Origin of the sequence: Kitasatospora sp. NBC_00458 (assembly GCF_036013975.1) — a bacterium.
Lineage (GTDB): Bacteria > Actinomycetota > Actinomycetes > Streptomycetales > Streptomycetaceae > Kitasatospora.
Window position 1 is genome coordinate 7,204,420 of sequence record NZ_CP107904.1, and the last position, 17,757, is coordinate 7,222,176.

The 17,757-nt window shown below is 74.9% G+C and carries 19 protein-coding genes; 7 read left to right on the top strand and 12 right to left on the bottom strand.

Going from position 1 to position 17,757, the window contains the following annotated elements; all coding sequences use genetic code 11:
- The first annotated feature begins 59 nt into the window (after window positions 1-59).
- On the top strand, window positions 60-896 hold the full coding sequence (locus OG550_RS29340) for an AzlC family ABC transporter permease (RefSeq protein ID WP_327682578.1): 837 nt from the start codon (window positions 60-62) through the stop codon (window positions 894-896).
- Window positions 896-1,204 carry an AzlD domain-containing protein gene (locus OG550_RS29345; protein WP_327682579.1) on the top strand — a complete coding sequence of 103 codons (309 nt, stop codon included), beginning with the start codon at window positions 896-898 and terminating at the stop codon, window positions 1,202-1,204. The genes OG550_RS29340 and OG550_RS29345 overlap by 1 nt, the downstream gene beginning before the upstream one ends.
- Before the next feature lie 43 nt (window positions 1,205-1,247).
- Here the strand turns inward: OG550_RS29345 and OG550_RS29350 are convergent, their stop codons facing one another.
- Together OG550_RS29350 and OG550_RS29355 are read right to left on the bottom strand one after the other, a co-directional pair.
- The gene (locus OG550_RS29350) at window positions 1,248-1,580 is read right to left on the bottom strand and encodes a hypothetical protein (protein WP_327682581.1); all 333 of its coding nucleotides are present in this window, start codon (window positions 1,578-1,580) and stop codon (window positions 1,248-1,250) included.
- Window positions 1,581-1,708: 128 nt separating this feature from the next.
- Complete coding sequence (locus OG550_RS29355) at window positions 1,709-2,236, bottom strand: GNAT family N-acetyltransferase (RefSeq protein ID WP_327682582.1); 528 nt, start codon at window positions 2,234-2,236, stop codon at window positions 1,709-1,711.
- A 103-nt stretch (window positions 2,237-2,339) separates the two neighbouring features.
- On the opposite strand from OG550_RS29355, the gene OG550_RS29360 reads away from it, so the two are divergent.
- The 5 genes from OG550_RS29360 (at window position 2,340) to OG550_RS29380 (ending at window position 7,461) form a co-directional block, all read left to right on the top strand.
- A complete protein-coding gene (locus OG550_RS29360; RefSeq protein WP_327682584.1) occupies window positions 2,340-3,530 on the top strand; it encodes an acyl-CoA dehydrogenase family protein in 1,191 nt (396 codons plus the stop codon).
- A 60-nt stretch (window positions 3,531-3,590) separates the two neighbouring features.
- A complete protein-coding gene (locus OG550_RS29365; RefSeq protein ID WP_442906094.1) occupies window positions 3,591-3,998 on the top strand; it encodes an ADP-ribosylation/crystallin J1 in 408 nt (135 codons plus the stop codon).
- A 226-nt stretch (window positions 3,999-4,224) separates the two neighbouring features.
- A complete protein-coding gene (locus tag OG550_RS29370) occupies window positions 4,225-5,103 on the top strand; it encodes an alkaline phosphatase family protein (RefSeq protein WP_327682585.1) in 879 nt (292 codons plus the stop codon).
- A 397-nt stretch (window positions 5,104-5,500) separates the two neighbouring features.
- Window positions 5,501-5,980, top strand: coding sequence for a hypothetical protein (locus tag OG550_RS29375; RefSeq protein ID WP_327682587.1), 480 nt, complete (start codon window positions 5,501-5,503; stop codon window positions 5,978-5,980).
- 185 nt (window positions 5,981-6,165) lie between these two features.
- A complete protein-coding gene (locus tag OG550_RS29380; protein WP_327682589.1) occupies window positions 6,166-7,461 on the top strand; it encodes a multidrug effflux MFS transporter in 1,296 nt (431 codons plus the stop codon).
- Between the two features lie 138 nt (window positions 7,462-7,599).
- Here OG550_RS29380 and OG550_RS29385 read toward each other — a convergent pair whose 3' ends face one another.
- The 10 genes from OG550_RS29385 to OG550_RS32830 all read right to left on the bottom strand — a co-directional run bounded on the left by OG550_RS29385 (window position 7,600) and on the right by OG550_RS32830 (window position 17,740).
- Window positions 7,600-8,352 (bottom strand): MBL fold metallo-hydrolase, encoded by a 753-nt coding sequence (locus OG550_RS29385; RefSeq protein WP_327682591.1) that lies wholly within the window; start codon window positions 8,350-8,352, stop codon window positions 7,600-7,602.
- Window positions 8,353-8,555: 203 nt separating this feature from the next.
- Window positions 8,556-10,655 carry a glycosyl hydrolase family 18 protein gene (locus OG550_RS29390; protein WP_327682593.1) on the bottom strand — a complete coding sequence of 700 codons (2,100 nt, stop codon included), beginning with the start codon at window positions 10,653-10,655 and terminating at the stop codon, window positions 8,556-8,558.
- 846 nt (window positions 10,656-11,501) lie between these two features.
- Window positions 11,502-12,161: a hypothetical protein gene (locus OG550_RS29395; protein WP_327682595.1), complete on the bottom strand. Its 660-nt coding sequence runs from the start codon at window positions 12,159-12,161 to the stop codon at window positions 11,502-11,504.
- A gap of 184 nt (window positions 12,162-12,345) precedes the next feature.
- Window positions 12,346-13,287 carry an ABC transporter substrate-binding protein gene (locus tag OG550_RS29400; RefSeq protein ID WP_327682597.1) on the bottom strand — a complete coding sequence of 314 codons (942 nt, stop codon included), beginning with the start codon at window positions 13,285-13,287 and terminating at the stop codon, window positions 12,346-12,348.
- 200 nt (window positions 13,288-13,487) lie between these two features.
- Window positions 13,488-14,180, bottom strand: coding sequence for an ABC transporter permease (locus OG550_RS29405; protein WP_327682599.1), 693 nt, complete (start codon window positions 14,178-14,180; stop codon window positions 13,488-13,490).
- Window positions 14,177-14,845, bottom strand: a complete 669-nt coding sequence (locus OG550_RS29410; protein WP_327682601.1) for an ABC transporter permease — start codon at window positions 14,843-14,845, stop codon at window positions 14,177-14,179. Before OG550_RS29410 ends, OG550_RS29405 begins: the two co-directional genes overlap by 4 nt.
- Window positions 14,835-16,052 (bottom strand): ABC transporter ATP-binding protein, encoded by a 1,218-nt coding sequence (locus OG550_RS29415; protein ID WP_327682603.1) that lies wholly within the window; start codon window positions 16,050-16,052, stop codon window positions 14,835-14,837. Before OG550_RS29415 ends, OG550_RS29410 begins: the two co-directional genes overlap by 11 nt.
- A gap of 349 nt (window positions 16,053-16,401) precedes the next feature.
- A complete protein-coding gene (locus tag OG550_RS29420; RefSeq protein ID WP_327682605.1) occupies window positions 16,402-16,788 on the bottom strand; it encodes a rhodanese-like domain-containing protein in 387 nt (128 codons plus the stop codon).
- Window positions 16,782-17,468 carry a cysteine dioxygenase gene (locus OG550_RS29425; protein WP_327682607.1) on the bottom strand — a complete coding sequence of 229 codons (687 nt, stop codon included), beginning with the start codon at window positions 17,466-17,468 and terminating at the stop codon, window positions 16,782-16,784. Before OG550_RS29425 ends, OG550_RS29420 begins: the two co-directional genes overlap by 7 nt.
- Window positions 17,469-17,662: 194 nt before the next feature.
- Window positions 17,663-17,740, bottom strand: coding sequence for a putative leader peptide (locus tag OG550_RS32830; protein WP_101948289.1), 78 nt, complete (start codon window positions 17,738-17,740; stop codon window positions 17,663-17,665).
- Between the last annotated feature and the right edge of the window lie 17 nt (window positions 17,741-17,757).

The window sequence follows — 17,757 nt, forward strand, 5'->3', positions numbered from 1 at the left end:
TCCACTGGTCCAGGCGTTCGCCTTGACGAACGGCAGCCATGGGGTTCACTCTACTGGACATGCGTTCGCTCCTCCGAACCCTTGAGCGTGCCACGCTCCGCGACATCGCCCTGGTCTCCCTCGCCGACGCCCTGGTCGGGGCCTCGTTCGGCGCCGTCACCGTCTCCGCCGGCCTCCCGCTCTGGGTACCGGTCGCCATGTCGGTGCTGGTCTTCGCCGGCAGTGCCCAGTTCGCCGCCATCGGCGTCGTCCTCTCCGGCGGCGGCGCACTCGCCGCCGTGGCCACCGGCCTGGTGCTCAACGCACGGCTGCTGCCCTTCGGTTTCACCGTCGCCGACGCGCTCGACGGCCCCTGGTGGCGGCGGCTGCTCGGCGCGCAGATCCTGTCCGACGAGTCCGTCGCCTTCGCCCTGCTCCAGCCCGACCGGCGCCGCCGCCGGGCCGCGTTCTGGGTCTGCGGCCTCGCCCTGTTCGTCGTCTGGAACCTCTCCGTACTGGCCGGCGCCGCGGCCGGCGGCATGATCGGCGACACCGACGCCCTCGGGCTCGACGCCGCCTTCCCGGCCGTGCTGCTGGCCCTGGTCCTGCCCTCGCTCACCGACCCCCGCACCAGGGCGGCCGCCCTCGCCGGCGCCGCGGTCGCGGTGGCCGCCACACCGTTCCTGCCGGCCGGGCTCCCGGTCCTGCTCGCCCTGGCGGGCCTGCTGTTCGCCCGCCGCCCCGGCGGCCCGGCCGCTCCCGCCGCTCCGGCTGACCCCGCCGACCCGGAAGCCCCCGCCGAACCGTCCGACCCGGACGACCGGACCGGTCAGGCCGACCCGGGCACCCCTGCCGACCCCGCCGACCAGGCCGTTCGCCCCGGCCGACCCGCACCCCTCGCCGAGGAGGTCCACTGATGCCCCTGCTCGCCATCCTGCTGCTCGCGGCCGGCACCTACGCGTTCCGGGTCGCCGGGCCCCTGCTCGGGGACCGGCTCACCGTCTCGGACCGGGTGCGCCACCTGCTCGGCGTCGCCGCCGCCGTCCTGCTCGTCGCGCTCGCCGCCACCGGCACCCTCACCCAGGGCCACGACTTCGCCGGATGGGCCCGCCCGGCGGGCGTCCTGGTGGCCGGCGTCCTCGTGCTGCGCCGCGCGCCCTTCCCGGTCGTGGTGGTGGCGGCCGCCGCGACGACCGCGCTGCTCCGGCTCTGCGGGGTCTCCTGAGGCGAGGCCCCGCGGGCGGCGCCGCCCCGACGCACCCCGCGGCTCAGCGGGCCCCGTCGGCGGCGGCCCCGTCGGCCAGCCGCTCCTGCTGGATCTCCGGGCGCTTGCTGTCCCACAGCAGCTCCCACACCTTGAAGACGCAGTGGTAGTCCCGCATGCTCCCCCGGGTGATCAGCAGGTAGCTGTCGCCGTCCCGGAGCAGGGTGCGCTGCCGGCTGTTGAACGGGTGCTGCGGCGTGTAGCCGGGGACGATCCGCCGCATCTCGGCGAGGGCCTCCTCGCGGTCGCCCTCGATCTCGGCGAGCACCTTGGTGCCCCAGATCCGGTCGTCGCCGACTCCCTCGGTCTCCTGCACGACCACTGCCCAACGCGCCACGGTCCACCCCTCACGTCTCGTCACATCGCATCCCGTCCGCATGCGAAAGCGGTCATCCTAGCGAGGCACGGCCGCGCGCCCGCCGCCGGAACCGGTTCCGGAGCCGCCGCGGGGACCGGCGACCGTCCCTACGCGCGCAGCGCCTTGTAGAAGAGCGTGGTCGCGTGCGGCGCCCCCGACGGGTCGGTCGCGTAGTCCGGCACCGTGCCGACCCGGGTCCAGCCCGCCGCCGCGTACAACCGCTCGGCGGGGCTGCCGGTCTCGGTGTCCAGCACCAGCGTCCGGATCCCGCGGTCCGCGGCCGCCCGTTCCAGCGCCGCCAGCAGGCGGCCGGCCAGCCGCCGGCCCCGGTCCGCCCGGTCCACCATCAGCTTGGCCACCTCCGCGCGGTGCCGGCCGTTGGCGGGCGCCGCCGGGCGCAGCTGCACCGTCCCCGCGATCCGGCCGTCCGCCTCGGCGCACGCGGCCCAGAGCAGCAGCCGCCCGGCCTCGACGTCGGGGGCCAGGGCCCGCCACCAGCCGGCCGCCTCGACGGGGTCGAGCGGGGCGAGGAAGCCGAGCGAGGACCCGCTCCCGACGGTGTCCACCAGGAGCCCGGCCAGCTGCTCCGCCGACGCCCGCAGTTCGTCCGCCGTCAGCAGCCGGACTGTGTACATGCTCACTCCCTCGCCTCCGGCCCTCCGGAGGCGGGACCCGTGCGGAATACTCGCCGGTACCCAACGCTGCGACCGGCACCCGCCGAGACTACAAGGAGCTTCGATGGCGAAGCCGACCAGGATCGACCCCGCCGACCTGCTCGCCGTCGGTGACCTGCTCACCGACGAGGAGCGGCTCATCCGCGACACGGTACGGAAGTTCGCCGACGAGCGGATCCGCCCGCACGTCGGCGACTGGTTCGAGCGGGGCGTCTTCCCGGCCCGCGAACTCGCCCCCGAACTCGGCGCCCTCGGCGTGCTCGGCATGCACCTCGACGGCTACGGCTGCACCGGATCCACCGCCACCGCCTACGGCGTCGCGTGCATGGAGCTGGAGGCGGCCGACTCCGGGCTGCGCAGTTTCGTCTCCGTCCAGGGCTCGCTGGCCATGCGCTCCATCCACGCCTTCGGTTCGGAGGAGCAGAAGCAGCGCTGGCTGCCCGGCCTCGCCGCCGGCCGCCTCATCGGCTGCTTCGCCCTCACCGAGCCGGACTTCGGCTCCGACCCGGCCAACATGCGCACCCGGGCCCGCCGCAAGGGCCCCGGCGAGAACGCCGACTGGGTGCTCTCCGGCTCCAAGATGTGGATCACCAACGGCAGCGTCTCCGACGTCGCCGTCGTCTGGGCGCAGACCGACGGCGGCGTCCGCGGCTTCCTGGTCGAGCCGGGCACGCCGGGCTTCACCGCCACCGACGTGCACGGCAAGCTCTCGCTGCGGGCCTCGGTCACCAGCGAGCTGGTCCTCGACGAGGTCGTGCTGCCCGCGGACGCGGTCCTGCCCGGCGTCAGCGGCCTGCGCGGGCCGCTCTCCTCCCTCAACGAGGCCCGCTACGGCATCCTCTGGGGCACCGTCGGCGCCGCCCGCGACTGCTACACCACCGCCCTCGACTACGCGAAGAGCCGGATCCAGTTCGGCCGCCCGATCGCCGGGTTCCAGCTCACCCAGCAGAAGCTCGTGGAGATGATGCTGGAGGTGGAGAAGGCGTACCTGGTCGCCGTGCGGATCGGGCGGCTCAAGGACGAGGGGGCGGCCCGGCCGGCGCACATCAGCTTCGGCAAGCTGAACAACGTCCGCGCCGCGCTGGAGATCGCCCGCAGCGCCCGCACGGTGCTGGGCGCCAACGGCATCACCACCGAGTACCCGGTCCTCCGGCACGCCAACAACCTGGAGTCGGTGCTCACCTACGAGGGCACCGGCGAGATCCACACCCTGGTGCTCGGCGAGGCCATCACCGGGGAGTCGGCCTACCACTGACGGCCGCGGCCCGCGAAATCCGCTCGTCCGCCGGGCCGTTCACGGCTACCTTGGGTGGCTGTGAACGGCCCGACGGCGCAGCCCTCCACCACCGCGACCACGCCCGCGACCACGCCCACGCCCACGACCACGCTCTGGCGCCCCACCGGCCCCGAGGAGCTGGCCCTGGTCGAGGCCGCCGACCGGCGCGCCTGGCCGCCCCGCCTGCCCGACCAGCCGATCTTCTACCCGGTGCTGAACGAGGACTACGCGGTCCGCATCGCGCGCGACTGGAACGTCCCCGCGTCCGGGGTCGGCTACGTCACCCGGTTCGAGGTGGAGACCGCCTTCCTCGCCCGCTACCCGGTCCGGCAGGCGGGTGGGCGGACCATCCTCGAACTCTGGGTGCCGGCGGAGGAGCTGCCCGAGTTCAACCGGCACATCGTCGGTCGCATCGAGGTCGTGCACGAGTTCCGGCCCGGGCCGTGACCCGTCCGGGCGGGCCCGGCCGCTGACGGTCGACGGGTGACGGCGTCCGTCAGCCGTCAGCCGCCGACCGTCGTTCCGCCGCCCCCGGCACCACCGGACGCCACCCCGACACCCGCCGTTCCCCTGGGGGACACCTGGCGGTCCGGCGGGCCGTGAAGCATGACGCGGTCGGTGGCGCCCGCGGGCGCGCCCGGCACCCGCACCGCGAAAGGAACGACCTCCCACCATGACCACACCGCCGCCGCCTCGCCCCCGGGTCCTCGTCGTCGGAATCGACGGCGTCCGGTACGACCTGCTGGACCAGGTCCCGATGCCGAGGCTCGCGGAGGTCGCCGAAGCGGGCTTCCTGGCACCCGTCACGGTGGCGGAGTCCACCCCCACCATGTCGGGCCCCTGCTGGGCCACCATCGTCACGGGCGTCGAACCCGCCAAGCACGGCGTCTGGGGCAACCACCTGGGCGGCAACCGGCTCGACGTCTTCCCCGACTTCACCACCCGGCTGGCCAGGCAGGACCGCCGCCGCACCTACGTCGCGGCCGGCTGGGACCCGCTGGTGATCGGCGAGTCCGGCGGGCCGCTGTTCCGCGCGCCCGGCCGGCTCAGCTACGTCGCCCCCGCCGAGGACACCCCCGAGGCCTGGGAGGCCGTCGACGAGGAGGTCACCCGGGAGGCCGTCGACGTCCTGCGGGCCGCCGACCCCGAGGTGTCCTTCGTCTACCTCGGCGCCGTCGACGAGACCGCCCACTTCCTCGGCTGCGGCGAGGAGTACCGCGCCTCGATGCGCACCGCCGACGAACGGCTCGGCCGCCTCCTCGACGCGGTCCGCGCCAGGCCCGGCCGCGCCGGGGAGGCGTGGACGGTCATCGTGGTCACCGACCACGGCCACGTCGACGCGGGCGGCCACGGCGGCCGCACCCCCGAGGAGCGCACGGCGTGGGTCGCCTGCGCGGGACCGGGCATCCCCGCCGCCCCGCCCACCGGGGAGATCCGCCACCCGGACGTCGCCGCCCAGGTGTACGCGGCCCTCGGCCGGCCGATCGACCCGCACTGGACCCTGGACGGCCGCCCGTTCCCGGTGGCGGTCCCCGTCCCGGTGCAGGCCTGACGGGACCCCTGCGGCAGGCCCGGCGGGGCTGGCCGGTGCACCCCGCCCCGGGCCGGGCCCGACCAGGGTGAACCCCGAGACCGGAGGGCCCCGCGTACGCCTGAAGGTGGAGAACGTACCCCCCAAGGATGGCGGACGGTCGCGACCTCCTGGTGACGCCCCGACAGTGGAGGGCGGGCCAGGATGGAGACAACCGGAACGACCGGCCCCGGACGGGGCAGGGGCGGACCCCGGGGACCCGGAGCGCGGGGGACCGGGCCAGGGCAAGGGCAGGAGCCGGGACCGGCGACGGTCACGGAGCACAGCGGTCGGACGAGCGGCGCCGCCCAGCGCGCCGCACGGCAGCAGAGGCGGTACCGCACGACGGCGGCACCGCACCAGGAGAGGACAGGCGGGCATGAACGGCATCGTGGGCAAGGTCGTACTCGGAGTGGCGGGCACCGGTATGGCCGTGGCCGCCGCGGCCGTGGCGGTCGGGCCTCGGGTCGCCGACTGGTACGACGGCCGGCACCAGGAGCACTCCACCTACGCCAGCGGCAGCGAGGCCAAGGCCTCCCGCCACGCCGTCCCGACCTGGCTGCCCGACAACGCCTCGTCCGTCCGGTACCTGATGTCCACCACCGGCGACGACCGCCTGCTGAGCGCCACCCTCCCGGAGGGCCGCCTGCCCGCCGGGTGCACCACCACCGCGCCCGGCCGCAGCGGCCACCAGGCGCCGGCCACCCTCAAGGCCGGCTGGTTCCCGGAGGGCGTCGTCTCCAAGGTCACCGGTTCCTGCGGCCACTACAACGTCACCCTGACGGGGAACCAGCTCTACGCGTGGCAGGACGGCGCCGCCGTCCAGGCCGCCCTGCGGGCCGAGCGCCTCGCGCACTGACGGGGCCGCGTCCCGGCAGGGCACCGCGGCCGGGCACCGTGCGCGGGCCCCGCGGAGGCGGGGCCCGAACCCCTGGACGAGGGTCCGGGGGTGGTCCACGCGGCGGACCCCGGCTGTCGGGGCACCGGGTCACTGGGGTAGGACGGAGCGAGCACGACTCCCGCGTCCGTTCCGAGAGGAGCCCCATGCCTGGTCCGACCGCCGGCCCCGCCGGTGACACGTCGACCGCCCTCGGCACCCCCACCGACCCCGGCACCGCAGACACCCCCGGCCGTGCCACCGTCGCCGTCCTCGGCGGCCTGGTCGCCCTCGGCCCCCTCACCACCGACCTCTACCTGCCCGGCCTCCCCGCGATCGCCGAGGACCTCGTCGCCGAACCGGCAGCCGTGCAGCTCACCCTCACCTTCTCCATGTTCGGCGTCGCCGCCGGCCAGCTGATCTTCGGACCGCTCAGCGACCGCCTCGGCCGCCGCCCGCCCCTGCTCGCGGGCCTCGTCATCTACACCGTCGCCAGCGTCGTCTGCGTGATCGCGCCCAACCTGCCCGTCCTGATCGCCAGCCGCTTCGTCCAGGGCGCCGCCGGTGCGGCCGGGCTCGTCATCGGCAGAGCCGTGGCCCGCGACCGCTTCGAGGGCGTCGCGATGATCCGCTTCCTCGCCTCGATCACCCTGATATCCGGACTGGCCCCGATCCTCGCCCCGCTCGTCGGGGCGCAGCTGCTCCTCGTCACCTCCTGGCGCGGCACCTTCGGCGCCCTCGCCGTGCTCGGCCTGCTGCTCACCCTGATCGCCTTCGCCGCCCTCCGGGAGACCCTCCCTCCCTCGGCCCGGCACGGCGGCGGCCTGGTGACGACCCTGCGCACCATGGGCGGACTCCTGCGCCGGCTGCCGTTCCTCGGCCTCGCGCTGACCAGCACCTTCGCCTTCGGCTCGCTGTTCGGCTACATCAGCGGCTCCTCGGTGGTGCTCCAGCAGGTCTACGACGTGTCCCCGCAGACCTACAGCCTGCTGTTCGGCCTCAACTCGATGGCGATCGTCGGCGTCACCCAGCTGAACGGACGCGTCCTCGCGCCCCGCTTCACCGCCGGCGCGCTGATGGCGGTGGGGCTCGGCACGTCGATCGCCGCGGGGACGTCCCTCTTCCTGGTCACCGCGGTCTGGGACCTCGGCCTGGTCCCGTTCTGCGCCTCGCTCTTCGTGATGATGGGCAGTCTCGGCATCGTCCTCCCGAACTCCGCCGCCCGCGCCCTCAGCCTGGTCCCCCCGCAGGCCGCCGGCTCCGCGTCCGCGCTCATCGGGACCGGGACGTTCCTCTGCGGCGCGGTCGTCGCGCCGCTCAGCAGCCTGGGCGGCAAGCCGTCGGCGATCCTGCTCGCGATCGTCGTGCTCTGCTGCTCGGTGCTGGCCGCCACCTCCTACGCGTTCCTCTGCCGCGCCGGACGGAAGACCCCGGCCGACGCCCCGGCCCCGGCCACCGCGTAGCGGGCGGGGGGACGCGCCCGCCCGGCCGGTCCGTCCGTCCCCCGTGGCGAGGCCGGGTGCCCGCCGCTCCGGGCGGTGCGCGCCACCCCGCCGGAGCGGCCCGCCGGTCCGGGGCGCGGCGACGGCCGCCGGTCCGCGTCAGCCGACCGTGAAGACCGTGCCGGGGGCCGCGTACCCGACCGGCCCCGGGTAGTGGACGGCCGCCCTGGCGACGGCGTCCGCCGGGGCGATCGCGCGGCCGACGTGGGTGAGGACGAGGCGGGCGACGCCGGCGGACGCCGCGGTGGCACCGGCCTGTTCGGGGCTGTGGTGTCCTTCGTCCGGCCCCTCGGCCTCGCAGAGCAGCAGGTCGCAGCCGGTGGCGAGGGCCGTCAGCGCGGCGCAGGGGGCGGTGTCGCCGGAGTACACCAGGGACGCCCGGCCGGTCTCGGCGCGCAGGGCGAAGGCGGGCATGCCGTGTTCCACGGCGCTGCTGGTGAGGGTGAGCGGTCCCAGCCGGGCCCGGTGGCCGTCCGTGAGCTCCGTGACGGCGAAGGCGGACTCGACCGGGCTGCGGTGCGGGCCGTTGGTGAGGAAGCCGGCCAGCCGGTCGGCGGTGCCGGGCGGACCGAGGAGCGGGATCGGCGCGGCGAGGGTGAGGTCGGCGAACAGCGCTCCGTAGTAGGCGGTGAGCAGGTCGGCGCTGTGGTCGGCGTGCAGGTGTGAGATCCAGATCCCGGCGAGCCCGTCCAGCCGGACGTACCGCTGCAACGGCCCGAGGGTACCGGTGCCGGCGTCCACCCACACGTGTGTGCGGCCGACGGACAGCAGATAGCCGGAACACGGGTTGTCGGCGGTGGGATACGGGGTCGCGCTGCCGAGGACTGTGACGGTGAGCGGTGCGGTGGCCATTGCGCGAGTGTAGGACCGGCCGTCCCGGCCCGGCCCTCGGCGGGAGGCTCCGGCGGAAGCGGCGTCAGGGGTGCCGCGACGGATGGTCGCGACACCCCTGACGGGACTTCCGGGAGCAGCGGGGGACCGGGGCTCCCGACGGCCGACACCGTCGGTCGTCCGACAGCCGTCAGCCGTCAGGCCCCGTTCGTCCCGCCGCCCGGTCAGGCGATGGAGAAGTCGTCACCGAGGACGTTGCCCTGGCCGTACCAGCCGTGCAGGTACACCGTGACGGTGCCCGAGGCGCCGGTGGTGAACGGGACGGTGAGCTTGGTCCAGCCGCTGGAGCTGGTCCACGCGGAGCCCGTGGCGCCGCCGCTCACACCGAGGTAGGCGTAGCTGCCCTGGACCCAGCCGGTCAGCGTGTAGGACTTGTTGGGCGCCAGCGTGACGGTCTGCTGGCACTGGCCGGTCTGCGCGGGGCCGGCCGCGGCCTGGAGCGCGTAGGAGCCGGAGTGGACCGGGGTGCTCACCACGGAGCCGCCGCTCTGGCAGGTCCACGGGCCGAGGCTGCCGGTCTCCAGGCCGCCGTTGGCCAGGCCGCCGGGCGGGGTGACGCCGGTGACGGTCAGCGTGTAGGTGCTGGTGTGGGTGCCGGAGGCGGCGGTGCCGGTGACGGTGAGCGGGTAGGTGCCCGGGGTGGTGGTGGCCGCCGTGGTGATGTTGAGCGTGGCGGGGGAGCCGGCGGTGACGCTGCCGGGGGTGGCGGTCGCGGAGACGCCGGCCGGGGCGCCGGAGACGGTGAGGCTGACGCTCTGCGCCGAGCCGGACGTCACGGCGGTGGAGATGTTCGCCGAGGTGCCGGCGCCGGCCGTCACGGTGCCGGCGACCGGGTTCACGCCGACCGAGAAGTCGTTCCCGGGCTGGGTGTTCGTCACGGTCAGCGTGTAGGTGCTGGTGTGGGTGCCGGAGGCGGCGGTGCCGGTGACGGTGAGCGGGTAGGTGCCCGGGGTGGTGGTGGCCGCCGTGGTGATGTTGAGCGTGGCGGGGGAGCCGGCGGTGACGCTGCCGGGGGTGGCGGTCGCGGAGACGCCGGCCGGGGCGCCGGAGACGGTGAGGCTGACGCTCTGCGCCGAACCGGACGTCACGGCGGTGGAGATGTTCGCACTGGTCGAGGAACCGGCCAGCACCGAACCGGCGTTGGGGCTCACGCCGACCGAGAAGTCGTTCGCGGGCGTGGAGTTGCTGGTGAACGCCTTGAAGATCTTGGTGAAGTCCCAGGTGTTCTGGGGGATGCTGGAGCAGTTGTCACGGGCGCTGGCGCCGGGGCAGCTGCCGTTGTCGCGCTGAAGCGCCCAGAAGGACAGGGTGTTGATGCCCTTCGAGACCGCCCAGTTGTAGACGGTGGTCGCGTTGGCGAGCGTGAAGGTCTCGGCCGGCCCGAAGTCGTCGACGCCGATCATCTCGGTGACGCCGATGGAACCCCACAGCTGGGCCGGGGTCTTGGCCGGGTACAGCCTCGCGAGCTGGTTGTAGAGGCCGGTCGCCGCGGTCTGGGTGTCGGCCGCCATGTCGTGCTGGGCGTTGTCGTAGTAGTCGAAGGTCATCAGGTTGACGACGTCGATCTTGGCGTTGTTGGTGACCGCGTTCCGCAGCACCGCGAGGCCGCTGTCGGCCAGGCCGGTCGGCGTGGTCGGCAGGGTGTACGAGAACTGGATCTGCCGGCCGTTCGCGGCGGCCCAGTCCTGCACCAGCTTGATCGCCTTGTTGCGGCGGTCGACACCGGCCGAGTTGTCCAGCGAGTCGACCTCGATGTCGAGGTCGATCCGGCTGATCTCGTACGTGGTGATCAGCTTCTCGTAGGCGGCCGCGATCTGGTTGACGTCGGTGCAGCTGTCGGCCAGTTCGGTGCCGGTGGTGTCGGCGGTGTAGCCGCCGAACGACGGGATGACGTCGCCGCCGTTGGCGCGGATGGTGGCGATGTCGGCGCCGAACGAGGACTGCGCGATCGGCAGCGAGGTGTCGCCGTTCCAGTACGGGGTGCACGAGCCCTTGGTGGCGGTCTGCAGGAACGCCATCGTCAGGTGCTTGGCGCCGGACTGGGCGGCCAGCGCGGCGGGGCTCTCGCCGGTCCAGGACTCGAAGTAGGGGGCGAACACCCGGGTCGGCAGCGGGGTGGCGGCGGCCTCGGCGGTGACCGAGGAGGTCGCCGACCCGGTGGGGGCCGCTCCCGCGGAGGTCGTCCCGGCGGCGACGAGTCCGGCCGAGGCGGCGAGGGTGACACAGGCCGTCAGGGCAGCCTGAAGCGTTCTGCGTAGACGCATTGGTTCTCCAACAGACGTGGTGGGGCTGGACGTTGGTGAAGCGTGCGGAGCCGCGCGGTGGAGCGGTGGGGCGATGAAGCGGGTTGAAGGGGTTGAACGGATGGGGCCGTTGAGCCGTGGAGCGGGGGCCGTGGGGGCGGGAAACGCGAACCGTGCGGCGGTGCGGGCATGCCGGCCCCGTGGACACGCGGCACGGACGGACGGCGGTGCGCGAACGCGCGTACGCCGCAGCGGGTCTTGGGGGCGGTTCGGAGCAGGGCAGGGCAGTGCCTCAGCCGCCGGTGGTCACACCCCCACAGTGCATCCCGGTCGGATCGACATGCTTATGGTTGGACTAGACCAGTCGTCTGTCAAGACTCCTAACAGTTCGTCAGCAGACGATGTACGCCGACCTCGTGGCCCTTCCGTGGACGACGGTTCCGCTTCCGGCCGGGCGTGGGGAGGCGGCCGGTCGGCGGCCGGTCGGCGAGTCGGCCGACGCCTCGCCGGGGGCCCGTCGGCCTCCACCGGTGTGGTCACGGTGGCGGCTGTGGTGCGAGGGGTGCCGGCGCTGCGGTGCGGACGCGACCCGGGGCCCGCCTGCGGCCGGGCGCGCGGCTGCGGCCGGGCATGCGGCTGCGCCGGAGCGCGCGGCTGTACCCGCGCCTGCGCCGGCGTCTGTGACCGCGGTCGCGGGCCGTGGTTCCGGGGCGCCGTCCGCGTCCGGCCGCTGCGGCGCGGCTGCCGGGGCGGGCGGTGCCGCGGGCACGGCCGCATGGGTGCCGTGGCCGCGCGCCGGTCGTCGCGCGCGGCCACGGCGGCCCGGAGCTCAGGACACCGGGCCGTCCGGGGATCCGCCGGACCGGCTCAGGCCGGAGGGCAGAGAGTGGAGCGCAGTGCGTCGAGGATCTTCTCCGCCTTCTCGGCCCCGAAACCCTGCGGATGGTCGGGTGTGGTGAAACGTTGGTCGGCCAGCTCGACCAGCTTGGCCGTGTCCTTGGGGAACTGGTACATCGACTGGCACTGGCTGCGGGCCCGCTCGACGGCCAGCTCCGGCTTCCCGCCGACGATCGCCGGGTCGATCGCGTCCAGCGCGGCGACCAGTCGGGCGGAGAGGTCGGCGGCCGGCTTGGTCGGGAGCCCCGCGTCGGTGGGCGGCGCCGGCTTGGGTGCGTCGGGGGCCGGCGCGCCCGGGGAGTCGGCGGCACCGGGGGTGCTCGGGGCGGGTGCGGCGGTCGAGCCGGGTGTGGCGGCCCCCGGGGTGGCCGGGGTGCCGGGGGTGGCCGCCGGGGACGGCGGGGCCCCCGTGGCGGCCCCGGACGCCGTCCCCGCGGTGGCCGCGTCGGTGGCGGCGGGCGCGGGGGAGGACGCGGGTGCCGTCGGCGTGGTCCCGGCGGACGTGGTGGGGGCGCCGGACGCGGAGGCGCCGGCCGCGGTGCCGCCGGAGTCCGAACCGGAGCTGGAACACGCGGCGAGGCTCACCGCGGCGAAAGCCGTGAGGGTGGCGGCGAGGAGACGAGTGCGCATGCGGTCACACTGTCATGTCCGCGCCGTTCAGGGGAAGATCTGCCGAGCCGGAGATCACGGCCGGCGGCGTGACGGCGTGACGGAATAACGGCGTGACGGTGCGGCCGACGGTCGCCGTACGCGCGCGGAGCCGGGTCGCCCGCGCGCGGGGCCGCCCTCGCGACCGGCCCCGCGCGGCGCGGCGTCAGCCCAGCCCGTTGCTCTTCAGCCAGTCCTTGGCCACCGCCGACGGGTCCTCCTTGTCGATCGCGACCTTCTTCATCAGCGCCAGCAGCCCCGCCGTGTCCAGCTTGGCCGACACCGCGTTGAGCGCGGACGCCGACGTCGCGTCCACCTTCGCCTTGTTGACCAGCGGCGTGACGTTCTGCGCGCCGAACAGGTTCTTCGGGTCGGTGAGCGGGACGAGCTTCAGCTGGGCGATCTTCGGGTCGGTGGAGAAGACGTTGCCGACCTGCACCGAGCCGTCCTTGACGGCGTTGGCGGTGGTCTCGCCGGTCGGCTTCCACTCCTTGAAGGTCAGCCCGTAGACGTCCTTGAGCGGCTGCTCCTGGCGGGACTTGAACTCCGGCGGACCGCCGATGGTGAGCTCGCCCGCCTTCGCCGCCAGGTCGGCGATGCTCTTCAGGCCGTACTTGTCGGCGGTCTCCTGGCTGACGCTCAGGGTGTCCTTGTCCTCGGCGGGGGAGGAGTCGAGGATCGCCAGCGAGGCCGGCAGCGTCTTCGCCAGTTCGGCGTTGACCGCCTCCTTGGTGGGTTCGGCCGTCTTGCCGCCGAGGTAGGCGAGCAGGGCGCCGTTGTACTCGGGCAGGAGGGTCAGGCTGCCGCTCTGCAGCTGCCCGTAGAGCACCTCGCGGCTGCCGATGTTGAACTTCTCCTCGACCTTGACCCCCTTGGCCTTGAGCGCCTGCGAGTAGATCGAGCCGAGCAGCACGTTCTCCGGGAAGTTGGCCGAGCCGATCACCACGGTGCCGCCGGACGCGGCGGCGGTCCCGGCGGAGCCGCCGGCCGTCGACGGCGCGGCGGCCAGCGGGTCGCCGCCGGACGAGCCGCAGGCGGTGGCGGTGAGGGCGAGCACGGAGAGGGCGGCGAGGGCGGCGGCCCGGTGGCCGGTTGCTCTGCGCGACACGGGTGTCGACATGGTGATACGGGTCCTTTCGGGATGTGCGTGTCGGGTGTCAGGTGCGACGGGGCTCCGGTCGGTCCGGGAGGCCCGGGTGATTCGGGTGATTCGGGGTGGCCGGGGCCCTGAGGGCGCCCGACCGGTGGCGGTGGTGGCGGCGGTGGCGGTGGTCGTGGCGGCCCTCGCGGCCGGGGCGGCCGGGGCGGTCACGACGGCTGCCGGGAGGAGGCCCGCTGCTGCGCGCGCAGGCCGGGCGGCAGTGCGTACCGGGCCAGCAGGGCGAAGAACAGCTGGGCGCCGACGGCGAGCAGCACGACCAGCAGGGCGCCGCCCACCGTCACCGCGAAGTCCCGGGTGGCCAGGCCGTCGATGACGTACCGGCCGAGCCCGCCGAGCCCGACGTACGCGGCCACCGTCGCGGTCGCGATGACCTGCACGGTGGCGGTCCGGAAGCCGGCCAGCAGGGCCGGGAGCGCGGACGGCAGGCAGACCTGCCAGAGGACCTGCGGGTGCGTCAGCCCGACGCCCCGCGCCGCGTCCCGGACGTCCGGGTCGGTGCCGCGCACCCCCTCGACCGCCGCGACCAGCAGCGGCGGGGCGGCCAGTGCGACCAGCGGGAACAGCACGGCGGTGTCGCCGACCCCGGCCAGCAGCACCGCCAGGGTCACCAGCCCGAGCGTGGGCAGCGCGCGGGCGGCGCCCGCCATCGCCGTGACCACGGTGACGCCCCGTCCGGTGTAGCCGATCAGCAGCCCGAGCGGGACGGCCAGCAGCGCGGCGTACAGCAGGGCCTCGCCGGACAGCAGCAGGTGTTCGGCGATCCGGTGCGCGATCGAGTTCGGACCGGCGTGGCGGTCCGGTGCGGAGAAGAAGTCCCCCAGCCAGCTGAGCCAGTTCACCGGCCCGCTCCCTTCTCCCGGACGGCCCAGGGCGCGAGGAGGTGACGGGCGCCGACCAGCACCAGGTCCACGGCCAGCGCGAGCGCGGCGATCAGCACGATGCCCGCCACGATCGGGGTCGGGAAGGTGCGCTGGAACCCGTCGATGAAGAGGTAGCCGAGGCCGCCGCGACCGATCAGGGCGCCGACCGAGGCGAGCGAGATGCTGGAGACCGCCGCGACCCGCAGTCCGGCCACCAGGTACGGCACGGCGGCGGGCAGCTCGACGGCGGCCAGCCGGTGCCACGGCCCGTAGCCCATGGCGGTCGCGGCCTGCCGGACCGGGTCCGGGACGGCGCGCAGTCCGTCCACGGTGGTCGGCAGCAGCACGGCGACCGCGTAGAAGGTGAGCGGGATCATCACGGTGGCCTGGGTGGCCAGGCCCGTGTAGGGGATGAGCACCACGAAGACGGCCAGCGAGGGCAGGGCGTAGACGATGTTGAAGACGGCGGCGAGCGGCTGGTAGAGGCGGGGGAAGCGGGTGCAGGCGAGCCCGAGCGGGACCGCCAGCAGCAGGCCGATCAGCACCGGGACCAGCGCGATGACGGCGTGGTCGGCCAGCAGGCCGCCGAGGTAGCCGAGATGGTCGCCGATCCAGTACCAGCGGACGATCGGTTCATCGTCCACCGCCGGCTCCGTCCGACTCGGAGGCGGCCACCGGGGTGGCTTCGGAGACGGTTTCGGAGACGGTTTCGGGGGCGGTTTCGCGGGCGGCGTCCGGTGCGGCTCCGGGGTGGGCTCCCGGGGCGGCCCCCGGCACCGGGCCGTCGGCCCGCCCGGAGCGGACGGCCGCCACCTCCGGGGCCGTGGCGAGCGCGGCCAGGACGGCCTCGCGGTTCGCCGTGCCCGTGACCCGGCCCTCGGCGTCGAGGGCGACCGCGACCGCGGCGGGGGAGAGCACCGCGGCGTCCAGCGCGCCGCGCAGGGTGTCCGTCCCGGGGCGGAACCCCGGCGCCGGGTGCAGGGCGGTGACCGCCGCGTCCCGGTCGATCCAGCCGATCGGCCGGCGCTCGTCGTCCAGCGCCAGCTCCCAGCCGCCGTACCGCAGCCCGTCCCCGACCGGGCGGACGGCCACGGCGCTCGCGGGGCGCAGACCGAGCCCGCGCAGGCCCCGGTCGCGGCCGAGGAAGGCGGCGACCTCCTCGTCCGCCGGTGCGGTGAGCAGCGTGTGCGGGTCCGCGAGCTGGGCGATCCGGCCCCGCTCGCGCAGCACCACGACCTGGTCGCCGAGCCGGACGGCCTCCTCGATGTCGTGGGTCACGAACAGGACGGTCTTGTGCAGCTCGGACTGGAGCCGCAGCAGCTCCTCCTGGAGCCCGGCCCGCACGACCGGGTCGACGGCGCTGAACGGTTCGTCCATCAGCAGCACCGGCGGGTCGGCCGCCAGCGCCCGGGCGACCCCGACCCGCTGCTGCTGGCCGCCGGAGAGCTGGAACGGGTACCGCTTGGCGGTCTCCGGAGCGAGCCCGACGAGGTCGAGCAGCTCGGCCGCCCGGGCCCGGGCCTTCTTCCGGTCCCAGCCGAGCAGGTAGGGCACGGTCGCGATGTTGTCGATCACCCGGCGGTGCGGGAAGAGCCCGGCCTGCTGGATCACGTACCCGATGCCGCGCCGCAGCTTGGCGGGGTCGAGCCCGGCGACGTCGGCACCGTCCAGGAGGACCCGCCCCGAGGTCGGCTCGACCATGCGGTTGACCATGCGCAGCAGGGTCGTCTTCCCGCAGCCGGACGGGCCGACCAGGACGGTCGTCCGGCCGGTGGGGACGTCGAGGTCGAGGCCCTCGACGGCGATGGTGCCGTCGGGGTGGCGCTTGCCCGCGCCGTCGAATCTGATCACGGGGAAATTCCTCGTCTCGGCGGCCCTTGGCGGCGGCGCCGATGGTTTCGGTCGGTCGATAGGCGGTGGAGAGTGGCGGACGGTCGGGTCGGTGGCGTTTTGTCGACAAACTGCGGCGCGCAAGACGTCATTGTCTGCCCGGGCGTTCCTCCGCCCGCGTGGCTGCCCAGCATCGAACCGGCGGAAACTCTGATCAGCCTATGACCTGTTCAACCTCCTGTCCCTGATTTCCCGGGCGGCGCCGGGCGACGGGCGACCCCTGGGGCGGCCGTGGCGCTCGTGCTGTCCGTGGTGTCCGTGGTCTCCGTGGTGCCTGCGACGCTCGCGGCCCGCGCCGCCGGACCGCGGATCAACCGCCCTGACGCGTCGGCAGCCCCGCGGCCGCCCAGCCGACGAAGCCGCCGTCGAGGTCGGTCGCCCGGTGCAGGCCCAGTTCGCGCAGCGACGCGGCCGCCAGACTCGACGCGTACCCCTCCGAGCAGACCACGACCACCGGCACGTCGTACCCGGCCGCCTCCGGGATGCGGTGACTGCCCGTCGGGTCGAGCCGCCACTCCAGCACGTTCCGCTCGATGATCAGCGAGCCCGGGATCTCCCCCTCCGCCGCCCGCTGCGCCGCCGGCCGGATGTCCACCAGCAGCGCGCCGTCCAGCTGCGCCCGGTAGGCCTCCTCGGCCCCGGGCCGGTGGACCCCCTCGCGGGATCGTGCCACCAGGTCGTCGATCGTGGTCACCATTGATCCGGTCCTTCCTCGGAGGTGCGGACCAGGCCACCGGCCCGCAGTTCGTAGTGCGCCATGTAGCTGAGCGGCGGTGAGTACGCGTGCAGGGTGACGGCCGGTCCGGACGCGGTGTTGCGGACGTCGTGCACGTACTCGGGTCCGAACGCGCGGGCGGTGCCGGACTGGATCCGGCGGATCAGCAGCCCCTGCTCCGGCCCGCCCAGGGACAGTTCCTCCAGCTCGCCCAGCGCGACGGTGAACGCGCCGCGCGAGCCGCCGTGGTCGTGGAACCCGGTGGACTGGCCGGGCAGCCAGCTGATCAGCCAGACCTCGTGGTCGTCGTCGGAGGCCAGCCGCCGGTACCAGCGCTCCTCGGTGGAGAGCCGGACGTGGTGGATCCACTGGTCGGGCTGTTCGGCCAGCTCCCGGACGATCGCCCGCAGGGCGTTCGGGGTGAGCGGCGCGCGGCCCTCCTCGGTGACGGTCACCGCGGCCCCGTCGGCCACCGCCCCGGGCGAGGGCGTGGTGTCGGCCACCGTGTCGGCCGCCGCGCCGGATGCGCCGACGGCGGCGCCGTCGGTGGGAGGGGAGGCCGCGGCCGGGGCGGTGGTGGGTCCGGCGGTGGTGGGTCCGGCGGTGGCAGGCCGGTCGGACGAGGAGGGGGCGAGCGTGCCGGGGGCGAGGTCCAGGCTCATGTGGGTGTCCTCGGGGAAGGCGGGGCGCTGAGGGATGCCGTGCGGCGGCGGGTACGGCCGGCCCGGGTGCCGTGTGCCGGCCGCGGGGCGGCCGGGGGGCACGGTCACGCCGGGAGGAGGCGCGTCAGGGGTGCGGGTGCGCGGCGCGGGTCCTGGGGGATGTCACAGGGCGGGGCCGGCGGGGAGGGACAGCGTCAACAGGCACAGATGGAACTCGCCTGGCGTCGGAGATCGACGTGCAGGCGGCAGACCAGAGTGGTGCCGGAGTCCATGCGCCGGATCCTTCCCG

What these genes read in the sequence shown, in the direction of transcription:
- OG550_RS29340 (WP_327682578.1), top strand. Translation starts at nt 60, where the DNA reads ATGCGTTCGCTCCTCCGAACCCTTGAGCGTGCCACGCTCCGCGACATC.
- OG550_RS29345 (WP_327682579.1), top strand. Translation starts at nt 896, where the DNA reads ATGCCCCTGCTCGCCATCCTGCTGCTCGCGGCCGGCACCTACGCGTTC.
- OG550_RS29355 (WP_327682582.1), bottom strand. Translation starts at nt 2,236, where the DNA reads ATGTACACAGTCCGGCTGCTGACGGCGGACGAACTGCGGGCGTCGGCG.
- OG550_RS29360 (WP_327682584.1), top strand. Translation starts at nt 2,340, where the DNA reads ATGGCGAAGCCGACCAGGATCGACCCCGCCGACCTGCTCGCCGTCGGT.
- OG550_RS29370 (WP_327682585.1), top strand. Translation starts at nt 4,225, where the DNA reads ATGACCACACCGCCGCCGCCTCGCCCCCGGGTCCTCGTCGTCGGAATC.
- OG550_RS29375 (WP_327682587.1), top strand. Translation starts at nt 5,501, where the DNA reads ATGAACGGCATCGTGGGCAAGGTCGTACTCGGAGTGGCGGGCACCGGT.
- OG550_RS29380 (WP_327682589.1), top strand. Translation starts at nt 6,166, where the DNA reads ATGCCTGGTCCGACCGCCGGCCCCGCCGGTGACACGTCGACCGCCCTC.
- OG550_RS29385 (WP_327682591.1), bottom strand. Translation starts at nt 8,352, where the DNA reads ATGGCCACCGCACCGCTCACCGTCACAGTCCTCGGCAGCGCGACCCCG.
- OG550_RS29390 (WP_327682593.1), bottom strand. Translation starts at nt 10,655, where the DNA reads ATGCGTCTACGCAGAACGCTTCAGGCTGCCCTGACGGCCTGTGTCACC.
- OG550_RS29395 (WP_327682595.1), bottom strand. Translation starts at nt 12,161, where the DNA reads ATGCGCACTCGTCTCCTCGCCGCCACCCTCACGGCTTTCGCCGCGGTG.
- OG550_RS29420 (WP_327682605.1), bottom strand. Translation starts at nt 16,788, where the DNA reads ATGGTGACCACGATCGACGACCTGGTGGCACGATCCCGCGAGGGGGTC.
- OG550_RS29425 (WP_327682607.1), bottom strand. Translation starts at nt 17,468, where the DNA reads ATGAGCCTGGACCTCGCCCCCGGCACGCTCGCCCCCTCCTCGTCCGAC.
- OG550_RS32830 (WP_101948289.1), bottom strand. Translation starts at nt 17,740, where the DNA reads ATGGACTCCGGCACCACTCTGGTCTGCCGCCTGCACGTCGATCTCCGA.